Annotated in this window: 14 protein-coding genes; 7 read left to right on the top strand and 7 right to left on the bottom strand. The window is 67.0% G+C overall.

The features are described from left to right. The 3 genes from ABDZ95_RS10660 to aroQ all read right to left on the bottom strand — a co-directional run. Positions 1–475: biotin carboxylase N-terminal domain-containing protein (locus tag ABDZ95_RS10660; protein ID WP_343793510.1), on the bottom strand; the 475-nt coding region annotated here is incomplete at its 3' end. A 4-nt stretch (positions 476–479) separates the two neighbouring features. After that, positions 480–980: an acetyl-CoA carboxylase biotin carboxyl carrier protein gene (gene accB / locus ABDZ95_RS10655; protein ID WP_343793507.1), complete on the bottom strand. Its 501-nt coding sequence runs from the start codon at positions 978–980 to the stop codon at positions 480–482. A gap of 19 nt (positions 981–999) precedes the next feature. Then, on the bottom strand, positions 1,000–1,467 hold the full coding sequence (gene aroQ, locus ABDZ95_RS10650; protein ID WP_343793505.1) for a type II 3-dehydroquinate dehydratase: 468 nt from the start codon (positions 1,465–1,467) through the stop codon (positions 1,000–1,002). Positions 1,468–1,567: 100 nt separating this feature from the next. On the opposite strand from aroQ, the gene thiS reads away from it, so the two are divergent. From thiS to ABDZ95_RS10630, 4 genes are read left to right on the top strand one after another with little or no spacing between them, the layout of a single operon-like run. After that, positions 1,568–1,765 carry a sulfur carrier protein ThiS gene (thiS, locus tag ABDZ95_RS10645; protein WP_343793503.1) on the top strand — a complete coding sequence of 66 codons (198 nt, stop codon included), beginning with the start codon at positions 1,568–1,570 and terminating at the stop codon, positions 1,763–1,765. A gap of 59 nt (positions 1,766–1,824) precedes the next feature. Beyond that, a complete protein-coding gene (locus ABDZ95_RS10640; RefSeq protein WP_343793501.1) occupies positions 1,825–2,046 on the top strand; it encodes a hypothetical protein in 222 nt (73 codons plus the stop codon). 11 nt (positions 2,047–2,057) lie between these two features. Further along, complete coding sequence (locus ABDZ95_RS10635; protein WP_343793499.1) at positions 2,058–3,101, top strand: SPFH domain-containing protein; 1,044 nt, start codon at positions 2,058–2,060, stop codon at positions 3,099–3,101. Between the two features lie 33 nt (positions 3,102–3,134). Then, positions 3,135–3,920 (top strand): thiazole synthase, encoded by a 786-nt coding sequence (locus ABDZ95_RS10630; RefSeq protein WP_343793498.1) that lies wholly within the window; start codon positions 3,135–3,137, stop codon positions 3,918–3,920. A gap of 45 nt (positions 3,921–3,965) precedes the next feature. Here ABDZ95_RS10630 and ABDZ95_RS10625 read toward each other — a convergent pair whose 3' ends face one another. Continuing rightward, positions 3,966–4,268, bottom strand: a complete 303-nt coding sequence (locus ABDZ95_RS10625; protein WP_343793496.1) for a hypothetical protein — start codon at positions 4,266–4,268, stop codon at positions 3,966–3,968. Positions 4,269–4,411: 143 nt separating this feature from the next. On the opposite strand from ABDZ95_RS10625, the gene ABDZ95_RS10620 reads away from it, so the two are divergent. Further along, the gene (locus tag ABDZ95_RS10620) at positions 4,412–5,110 is read left to right on the top strand and encodes an AIM24 family protein (protein ID WP_343793494.1); all 699 of its coding nucleotides are present in this window, start codon (positions 4,412–4,414) and stop codon (positions 5,108–5,110) included. Between the two features lie 45 nt (positions 5,111–5,155). Here the strand turns inward: ABDZ95_RS10620 and ABDZ95_RS10615 are convergent, their stop codons facing one another. From ABDZ95_RS10615 to ABDZ95_RS10605, 3 genes are read right to left on the bottom strand one after another with little or no spacing between them, the layout of a single operon-like run. After that, a complete protein-coding gene (locus tag ABDZ95_RS10615) occupies positions 5,156–5,572 on the bottom strand; it encodes a hypothetical protein (RefSeq protein ID WP_343793492.1) in 417 nt (138 codons plus the stop codon). Positions 5,573–5,624: 52 nt separating this feature from the next. Continuing rightward, positions 5,625–5,867 (bottom strand): DUF2164 domain-containing protein, encoded by a 243-nt coding sequence (locus ABDZ95_RS10610; RefSeq protein ID WP_343793490.1) that lies wholly within the window; start codon positions 5,865–5,867, stop codon positions 5,625–5,627. Next, positions 5,864–7,756: an ABC-F family ATP-binding cassette domain-containing protein gene (locus ABDZ95_RS10605; protein ID WP_343793488.1), complete on the bottom strand. Its 1,893-nt coding sequence runs from the start codon at positions 7,754–7,756 to the stop codon at positions 5,864–5,866. The genes ABDZ95_RS10610 and ABDZ95_RS10605 overlap by 4 nt, the downstream gene beginning before the upstream one ends. 131 nt (positions 7,757–7,887) lie before the next feature. On the opposite strand from ABDZ95_RS10605, the gene ndk reads away from it, so the two are divergent. Both ndk and ABDZ95_RS10595 read left to right on the top strand, forming a co-directional pair. Continuing rightward, positions 7,888–8,307 (top strand): nucleoside-diphosphate kinase, encoded by a 420-nt coding sequence (gene ndk / locus ABDZ95_RS10600; RefSeq protein ID WP_343793486.1) that lies wholly within the window; start codon positions 7,888–7,890, stop codon positions 8,305–8,307. A gap of 67 nt (positions 8,308–8,374) precedes the next feature. After that, positions 8,375–8,836, top strand: a complete 462-nt coding sequence (locus ABDZ95_RS10595) for a peptidylprolyl isomerase (protein WP_343793484.1) — start codon at positions 8,375–8,377, stop codon at positions 8,834–8,836. The last annotated feature ends 22 nt before the right edge of the window (positions 8,837–8,858 follow it).

Here is an 8,858-nt window from a genome sequence, read left to right as displayed (position 1 = left end):
CCTTCACGATCAGCGGGAAGCCAATGGTCTTCGAGGCGGCGATCGCCTCCTCGACGGTGGCCACCTCTCCCTTCGAGCCCGGAACGCAGGGAATGCCGGCATCCAGAACTGTCTGTTTGGCGGTGATCTTGTCGCCCATGACCCGGATATGCTCGGGCTTGGGACCGATGAAGGTCATGCCGTGGGCCTCGACGATCTCGGCGAAGCGGGCGTTCTCGGACAGGAAGCCGTAGCCCGGGTGGATCGCTTGGGCGCCGGTGATCTCGGCGGCCGCGATGATCGACGGGATGTTCAGATACGACTTGGCGGCCGGAGCCGGGCCGATACAGACGCTCTCGTCGGCCAGGCGCACCCACATGGCGCCACGGTCGGCCTCGGAGTGCACAGCGACGGTGGAGATGCCCATCTCCTTGCACGCACGGTGAATCCGCAGGGCGATCTCGCCGCGGTTCGCGATCAGGACCTTGCTGAACATGGCTTTACGCCTCGAGCAGGACGAGGGGTTCGCCGAACTCGACGGGCTGGGCGTCGCCGACCAGAACTTCCTTCACGACGCCGTCGCGCGGAGCCTGGATCGGGTTCATCGTCTTCATCGCCTCGACGATCAGCAGGGTCTGCCCCTTCTTCACCTTGTCGCCCGGCTGGACGAAGGGCGGGGCTTCCGGGGAGGCCTGCAGGTAGGCGGTGCCGACCATCGGCGACTTCACCTCTTCACCCGAGCGGGCAACGATGGTGGCCGGGTCCGACGGCATCGAGACCGGGGCGGCGGCCGCGGCGGGTGCTGCGGCGGCCGGAGCCGCTGCCATCGGGGCGGCGGCGTACTGCATCACCGGAGCAGCGTGGATCTCGCGGGCAACGCGGATGCGCAGTTCGCCGCGCTCGACCTCGATCTCGGTCAGCTCGGTGTCGTTCAGGATATCCGCGAGCTGACGCACCAGGGCGGCGTCGATCTCGGCTTCGTTCTTCAGTTTCTCGGCCATGGGAGCCTCTTCTTGTCCTTTAAACTGAACGACCCGTGGTCCCGCCGCGTTCCTGCAGCAGGCCCAGGGCGGCCTTGATGGCCAGTTCGTAACTCAACGGGCCGAAACCCGAAACGACGCCGGCCGCGACCGGCGAAACATAGGATCGATGCCGGAAGCGCTCGCGCGCCGCCGGATTCGACAGATGGCATTCGACGATCGGGATCGTCAGCGTCTTCAGGGCGTCCAGCAGGGCCACCGAGGTGTGGCCATAGCCGGCGGGGTTGATCACCAGCGCGTCGGCCTTCTCGCGGGCCTCGTGCACCTGATCGATCAGCACGCCTTCGTGATTGGTCTGGTGGAAGACCACGCGGGCATCGCCCGCCGCGCGCTCGCACAGCGCCCGGACGTCGTCCAGGGTCTCGCGTCCGTAGATTTCCGGCTCGCGCACCCCAAGCAGGTTGAGGTTCGGGCCGTTCAGGACGTAGAGGACGGGGCTATCGGGCATTGCGCTCGCAGATCTGGCCTTCCGACCGGAATCGGATCGGCCTTTTAACCGAGGCGTCGCCGTAATCAAACCGGGCGCCAGAGAAGATTGACGTCAGGGCATGCGTATTCAGGTCAACGGCGAACCCCGCGAGGTTGAAGCCGCCACCATTCTGGCCCTCGTCGAGGAACTGGGGCTGGACATCCGCAAGGTGGCCGTGGAGCGGAATCTGGAGATCGTGCCCAAATCCCTGCATGCCTCGACCGCCATCATGGACGGCGACCGCATCGAGGTGGTCCAGTTCGTCGGCGGCGGCTGAAAAACCTTTGCGCGAACCGCACCCCCTGCGCCATACAAGGTGAGGGTGTGGGGGACGGCATGGATCGCGAGATCAAGACGGCGCTGGGACTGGCTGCGGGCATCGCGGGCCTCGTCATCGCTTTCATCTTCCTGATCCGGTACGCGGTGCCGGCCATTCTCGAAGCGCATTTCGCCGGGAGCCTGATCACGGCCTCGGTCGTCGGCATCGCCGGCATTCTGGCCCTGTGCTGGGCCGCATATCTGCTCTGGCGCTGGGCCGCCGGATCTTTGAAGCGTTGAGGGGCGCGTAGATGTCGAACAGGGGACCGTTCTCGAGCCTGCCCATCGGCGGGGGCGACCGCCCGCGCGTGGGCCGCACCATCGGCATCGTCTTCGCGATCCTGACGTTGGTCGTGGTCTCGGCCATGACGGTCAGCTCGTGCAGCGTGACGGTCGAGAGCGGCTACATGGGTATCAAGACCACCAAATTCGGTCCCAACCCCGGCGTCCAGCGCGAGGAGCTCGGGCCGGGCTTCCACTGGGAAGGCATCGGCGAGAAAATCCGCACCTACCAGACGCTTCAGCGCACCTACAGCTACACCCGCGAGCCCAACGCAGACGGACGCGAGAACGAGGAGATCACCTTCTCGGACGTACTGGGCCTGCCGATGACGGCCGACGTGGCCCTGACCTTCCGCGTTCGCGAAGACAAGGCGGCGGACCTCTATGCGACCTGGCGTCAGGAATACGACGCCTTCATCGATGGCCCCCTGCGAACCTCGGTGCGCGCGGCGATCGCGCGGGAAACCGAGAAGCTGCCGGTGGCCTGCAACGCCCAGCAGTCGGCCCAGCCCAATGTCCAGCCGGTCGCGACGGACGCCGCTGCGCCCGTGAACGTCGGCACGCCAGACGCCGACGACTGCCCCGGCCAGCTGATCGGCCCCGGCCGCCAGATCGTGCTGCAGAAGGCCATGCAGGCCCTGCAGCGCGAGTGGACCCCGCAGGGGCTGGAGATCATCCGCATGGAGTGGGTCGGCTCGATACGCTACCCGGAAACGGTGCTGCAGGCGATCCAGTCGCGCACGACGGCCGAGCAGAACACCCGCGCCGCCCTGGAGCGGGTCAATCTGGAGCGCGCCAACGCCGAGGCCCGTATCGCCCAGGCCCGCGGTCAGGCCGAGGCCAACCGGCTGCTGGCCGAATCGATCCGCTCCAACCCCGAGGTCGTCCGCCTGCGCGAGGTCGAGCGGACGCTGGGCCTCTGCCCGCTCAGCGCCGACACCTGCGTGATCGGTCAGGGGGTCAATGTCGCCCAGCTGCTGGAAAGCCGCGACGCCGCGACGACTGCCCGGTAGGCGAACGGGCGCGGAGGGTCTAAACCCCGCGCCATGACCTCTACCGCTTGTCCCGATACCTGGACCGTCGCCGGCCGCACCTTCAACAGCCGTCTGATCGTCGGCACCGGCAAATATGCGACCTATCAGCAGAACGCTGACGCCGCGCGCGCGGCGGGGGCCGAGATCGTCACCGTGGCGGTGCGCCGGGTGAATCTGACCGACCCGAACCAGCCGATGCTGGTCGACTATGTGAAGCCGGACGAGTTCACCTATCTGCCGAACACGGCCGGCTGCTTCACCGGCGAGGACGCGGTGCGGACACTGCGGCTGGCGCGAGAGGCTGGCGGCTGGGATCTGGTGAAGCTGGAAGTCCTGTCAGACACCGCGCACCTGTATCCCGACATGGTCGAGACCCTGCGGGCGCTGGACCTGCTGGTGAAGGACGGCTTCCAGGTCATGGTCTACTGCACCGACGACGTGGTGATGGCGAAGCGTCTGGAAGACGCCGGCGCCGCCGCCATCATGCCGGCCGCCGCCCCGATCGGTTCGGGCCTCGGCATTCAGAACCGGGTAAATGTGCGCCTGATCGTGGAACAGGCCAAGGTGCCGGTGCTGGTCGATGCGGGCGTCGGCACGCCGTCGGACGCCACCCTGGCAATGGAACTGGGCTGCGACGCGGTGCTGATGAACACCGCCATCGCCGGCGCCACCGATCCGATCCTGATGGCGTCTGCGATGAAGCACGCGGTGATCGCCGGGCGCGAAGGCTATCTGGCCGGTCGGATGCCGAAGCGGATGTATGCCAGCGCGAGTTCGCCGCTCAGCGGGTTGATCTAGGCGTAGCCCCCTCCGTCTCGTCCGCCGCGCGGCCGGGCCACCTCCTCACTGCGTGGAGAGGTGAATTGCACGCCTCACCTCTCCGCGTAGCGGGGAGGGGTTCCAGACGCCCTCGGCGTTGCGGCACATCTTCGCCGTCCGGCCTTCGCGCGGACCTGAGGACAGGCGGTAGGTGCCGTCGACGGGCGTCTCGGCCTCGAACACCGCCAGATCGCGCAGATGGGTGACGGCGCCGATCGGCGTGTCGCCGTTGGGGCGCAGATAGGGCGAATCCGCCAGCGCGGCTCCGCCGTTCAGCGCCGCCATCACGCCGGCCAGCATGGCCAGCGTCAGCCCGTATTTCGCCATCGAAGGCCTCCCGATCAGATCGGCGGGGACCCCATAAGATTGCGAGGCGTTTGCAATCGTGTCGATGTCACGTGAGACTTGTACCGTCGGGATTATCCGACCAGCCTGCGCGTCCCCCCGAGAGTTCATTTCAGAGGATCACCATGCCTGCAAAGAGCCTTGCCGAGTTCATCGCCGCCTACAAGGAAGAGGACGTCACCAGCGAGGCGTTCGAGCTTGAGAACGACCGACTGCTCGAGATCCGGCTGAACGGCTCGGTCTGGGCCAAGGCCGGCGCCATGGTGGCGCGGACGGGCCAGGTGAAGTTCACGCGGCAGGGGCTGCTGGAGCAGGGCCTCGGCAACCTGCTGAAGAAGGCCGTAAGCGGCGAGGGCATGGTGCTGATGAAGGTCGAGGGCCAGGGCCGTGTCTATCTCGCCGACGCCGGCAAGAAGATCACCCTGCTGCGGCTCGACGGCGAGACCATCTTCGCCAACGGCAATGACGTGCTGGCGCTGGAAACCGGCATCGACAACCAGATCACCATGATGAAGCGCGTGGCCGGCATGATGTCGGGCGGCCTGTTCAACGTGCGCCTGAGCGGCAAGGGCATCGTGGCGATCACCTCGCACTACGATCCGCTGATCCTCAAGGTCAGCGCGGCGACAGGGCCGGTCTTCACCGATCCGAACGCCACGGTCGCCTGGTCGGGCACGCTGCAGCCGGAGATCGCCACCGACATCTCGCTGAAGACCTTCGTCGGCCGCGGCTCGGGCGAGAGCATCCAGATGAAGTTCGCCGGCGAGGGCTGGGTCGTCGTCCAGCCCTACGAGGAAACCTACATGCAGGCCGGTCAGTCCTGACGGCAGACGGTGCGGGCGGGGCAAGGGTCGCTCCGCCCGTGGTCGTCACTCCTGAACTTCGGACCGGGGCTCGCCCGCCACGATCGGGACGATGTTCATCCGCAGCACATCGCCGGTCTCGTCGCCGATGCCGATGCCGGCGCTCTGGTTGCGCAGGAACGTCAGGCGGGGCGCCGCAATCTGCTCGTTGTCGCGGGACAGGTGGGCCTCGACCATCATCTGGGCCTCGGCGCCATCGCCTTGGACGGTGAAGAGATTGGCCTCGAAGTCGTAGGTCACGTCGCCGATGACGGCCGTCGCGCTGGCGGGCGCGCCTTCGGCGATCTGGGTGCGGGTGGAGATCACTGTCACGCCATTGCGGACGACAGACATCTGCAACTGGTAGCCGTCCGCAGTCGGCTCCTGCGCCAGTGCCGGCGTGGCGACCAGAAGGGCGGCGGCGATCAGCGCGGTGCGGATCATGGCGGTCTCCTCTTTCACGGGAGACGGTCCGAAGATTCGCGTTACCGGAGCGTTACTCGCTGCGCTCCAGACCGGCGATCGCCTCGGCGATGTCCTCGGCCTTCTTCGCCACCACGGCCTGGGCGTCGTAGAGGGCGCGATTGTAGAAGAACGGCCCGATCTCGCGGGCGAGAAACTCGATCAGCATCTCGGCCGGCAGGTCGCGTAGTTCGACCTCCAGTTCGTCCCGGAAATAGGGGCGCAGCTTCGCGGAGATGGCCGCGATCTCCTCGCGGGTGAATTTGATCGGCGTCATGCGGTGGCCTCGGCCAGGGCTTCCTCGGCCTGCATCCAGGCGGCCTCGGCGGCGTCGAGATCGGCCTGGGTCTTGGCGCGCGAGCGGCTGAGGCCCTCCAGCTTCCTCGGATCGGTCGCCGCGGCGTTGGCGAGGTCGTCGTCGAGGCGGCTGAGGTCGGCGGCGAGCTGGGTCATCCGCTCCTCGGCCTTCTTCACGGCATGGCGAAGGGTCGATGGCGACGGGCCGCCCTTCTTCTGCTGCTTCTGGGCAGGCGCGGCGGCGACCGGCGCAGCTTCAGCCTCGGGCTCATGCTTGACCTGCGACGGCTTCATCCCGGCCTGTTTGGCGCGGTCCAGAACGAACTTGGCATAGTCGTCCATGTCGCCCTCGAACGGCGTCACCGTGCCGTCGGCGGCCAGCCACAGCCGGTCGGCCACCAGCTCCATCAGCGAGCGGTCGTGGGTGATCAGGATGACGGCTCCGGTGTACTCGTTCAGCGCATCGAGCAGGGCCCGGCGGCTGTCGATGTCCAGGTGGTTGGTCGGTTCGTCGAGGATCAGAATGTGGGGCGAGTCCATCGCCACCAGGTTCAGCAGCAGGCGGGCGCGCTCGCCGCCGGACAGGCTTGCGACGGTCGTTTCCTGTTTCTGGAACGGCAGGCCGAACTGGGCCAGCCTCGAGCGGCGGCTGCTCTCCGACGCCTCCGGCATGGCGCGGCGGATGATCTCCAGCGGCGTGTCGGTCGGGTCCATCGCCTCGATCTGGTGCTGGTGGAACCAGCCCACGCGCATCTTGCCGTCGCGGTGGAACTCGCCGGTCTCGACCGTCAGCGCCTTGGCGATCAGCTTGGCGAAGGTCGACTTGCCGGCGCCGTTGACGCCCAGCAGGCCGATGCGGTCGTCCAGATCCATGCGCAGGTTCAGATTGCGCAGGATCGGCTTGCCCGGCTCATAGCCGACATTGGCGCGCTCCAGCCGAATCAGGGGCGGGGGCAGGGGGCGTTCCGGCGAAGGCAGGACGAAGGGGGCGACGCGCTCCTCGGGCGGCAGCTCGATCCGCTCCATCTTCTCCAGCTTCTTGACCCGCGACTGGGCCTGGGTCGCCTTGGACGCCTTGGCCTTGAAGCGGTCGATGAACTTCTGCAGGTGCGCGCGCTCGGCCTCCTGCTTGGACTGGGTGGCCGCCATCAGGCGCAGCTTCTCGGCCCGCGTCTTTTCGAACGTGTCGTAGTTGCCGGTGTAGAGGTCCAGCTTGCGGTTCGACAGGTGCAGGATGTGGGTGCAGACCTCGTTCAGCATCTCGCGATCGTGGGAGATGATCAGGGCCGTCGCCGGGTATTTCTTCAGGCGCGCCTCAAGCCAAAGAGCGCCTTCCAGATCGAGATAGTTGGTCGGTTCGTCCAGCAGCAGCATGTCCGGCTCGGCGAACAGGGCCGCGGCCAGGGCCACGCGCATCCGCCAGCCGCCCGAGAAGTGGGCCATCGGGCGCTGGATGTCCTCCTGCGAGAAGCCGAGGCCGACGAGGATTTCGGCGGCCTTGGCCGGGGCGGCGTCGGCGTCGATCTCGATCAGGCGCGACCAGATTTCACCCATCTCCTCGGGCTCGGCGGTCTCCAGCCGGGTCAGCAGACTGTGGCGCTCGACGTCGGCCTCGAGAATCGTTTCCAGCACACTGACGGGCGTGGCGGGGTGCTCCTGATCGACCGAGCCGATGCGGGCGGTCTTGGGCAGCGACACCTCGTCGCCCCCGGCCACCAGTTCGCCCAGGATGACCTTGAACAGGGTCGACTTGCCGATGCCGTTGCGGCCGACAAGGCCGACCTTGGCGCCGGGCGGCAGGCTGACAGAGGCGTCGTCGAGGAACGAGCGGCCCCAGGCGTTGAGGGTCAGGCGGTTGATCTGGAGCATGGTCGTCTGGAACTCGGGACCTTTTCCCGCTCCCGGGGAGCGATGAAGGCAAAAATGTGGGGCAGTTGGAAACCGGGGAGGGCGCGTCTATAAGCCCGCGACCTTCAATCTCCCAAACCAGAAGTCATCCCATGACCGAACGCACCTTCTCGATCATCAAGCCGGACGCCACCCGTCGCAACCTGACCGGCGCCATCAACGCCGTGATCGAAGGCGCCGGCCTGCGCATCGTCGCCCAGCGCCGCGTCAAGCTGTCGACCGACCAGGCGAAGAAGTTCTACGAAGTCCACGCCGAGCGTCCGTTCTACGGCGAGCTGGTCGAGCAGATGACCGCCGAGCCGGTCGTCGTCCAGGTTCTGGAAGGCCCGAACGCCGTCGCCGCCTACCGCGAAGTCATGGGCGCCACCAACCCGGAACAGGCCGCCGAAGGCACCATCCGCAAGCAGTTCGCCCTGTCGATCGGCGAGAACTCGGTGCACGGTTCGGACAGCCTCGAGAACGCCGGCATCGAAATCGCCCAGTTCTTCACCGAAGACCAGATCGTCGGCTAAGCGGGCAGCCCCTTCGGGGGCTGTGCGTTCCAGCGACGCGTGTCACCGACACAGACAGGAGAGCCTGATGGCCGAAACTCTGACCTTCACCCTCGACAACGGCGACGGCAACGGCGGCGACGTCGTGATCAAGCTGCGTTCGGACCTGGCGCCGAACCACGTCAAGCAGATCACCGACCTGGCGTCGGAAGGTTTCTATGACGGCGTCGTCTTCCACCGCGTGATCCCGGGCTTCATGGCTCAGGGCGGCGATCCGACCGGCACCGGCACCTCGGGTTCGAAGAAGCCGAACCTGAAGCAGGAGTTCTCGGCCGAACCGCACGTGCGCGGCGTCTGCTCGATGGCCCGCACCTCGGACCCGAACTCGGCCAACAGCCAGTTCTTCATCGTCTTCGACGACGCCACCTTCCTTGACCGCCAGTACACGGTCTGGGGCCAGGTGGTCGAAGGCATGGAACACGTCGACGCCCTGCCGAAGGGCGAGCCGCCGCGCTCGCCGGGCAAGATCGTCAAGGCCACCGTGGCCTGATCAAACAGAAGGGCCGCTCGAA

Origin of the sequence: Brevundimonas kwangchunensis, assembly GCF_039523815.1 — a bacterium.
Taxonomy (GTDB): Bacteria; Pseudomonadota; Alphaproteobacteria; order Caulobacterales; family Caulobacteraceae; genus Brevundimonas; species Brevundimonas kwangchunensis.
The sequence above is the reverse complement of the archived record's forward strand: the minus strand, read 5'-3'. Positions and strand labels throughout refer to the sequence as shown.

Coding starts and splice junctions, on each gene's coding strand:
- ABDZ95_RS10620 (WP_343793494.1), top strand. CDS start 4,412: ATGCCTGCAAAGAGCCTTGCCGAGTTCATCGCCGCCTACAAGGAAGAG.
- ABDZ95_RS10625 (WP_343793496.1), bottom strand. CDS start 4,268: ATGGCGAAATACGGGCTGACGCTGGCCATGCTGGCCGGCGTGATGGCG.
- ABDZ95_RS10630 (WP_343793498.1), top strand. CDS start 3,135: ATGACCTCTACCGCTTGTCCCGATACCTGGACCGTCGCCGGCCGCACC.
- aroQ (WP_343793505.1), bottom strand. CDS start 1,467: ATGCCCGATAGCCCCGTCCTCTACGTCCTGAACGGCCCGAACCTCAAC.
- ABDZ95_RS10610 (WP_343793490.1), bottom strand. CDS start 5,867: ATGACGCCGATCAAATTCACCCGCGAGGAGATCGCGGCCATCTCCGCG.
- ABDZ95_RS10635 (WP_343793499.1), top strand. CDS start 2,058: ATGTCGAACAGGGGACCGTTCTCGAGCCTGCCCATCGGCGGGGGCGAC.
- ABDZ95_RS10640 (WP_343793501.1), top strand. CDS start 1,825: ATGGATCGCGAGATCAAGACGGCGCTGGGACTGGCTGCGGGCATCGCG.
- accB (WP_343793507.1), bottom strand. CDS start 980: ATGGCCGAGAAACTGAAGAACGAAGCCGAGATCGACGCCGCCCTGGTG.
- ABDZ95_RS10605 (WP_343793488.1), bottom strand. CDS start 7,756: ATGCTCCAGATCAACCGCCTGACCCTCAACGCCTGGGGCCGCTCGTTC.
- ABDZ95_RS10595 (WP_343793484.1), top strand. CDS start 8,375: ATGGCCGAAACTCTGACCTTCACCCTCGACAACGGCGACGGCAACGGC.
- thiS (WP_343793503.1), top strand. CDS start 1,568: ATGCGTATTCAGGTCAACGGCGAACCCCGCGAGGTTGAAGCCGCCACC.
- ABDZ95_RS10615 (WP_343793492.1), bottom strand. CDS start 5,572: ATGATCCGCACCGCGCTGATCGCCGCCGCCCTTCTGGTCGCCACGCCG.
- ndk (WP_343793486.1), top strand. CDS start 7,888: ATGACCGAACGCACCTTCTCGATCATCAAGCCGGACGCCACCCGTCGC.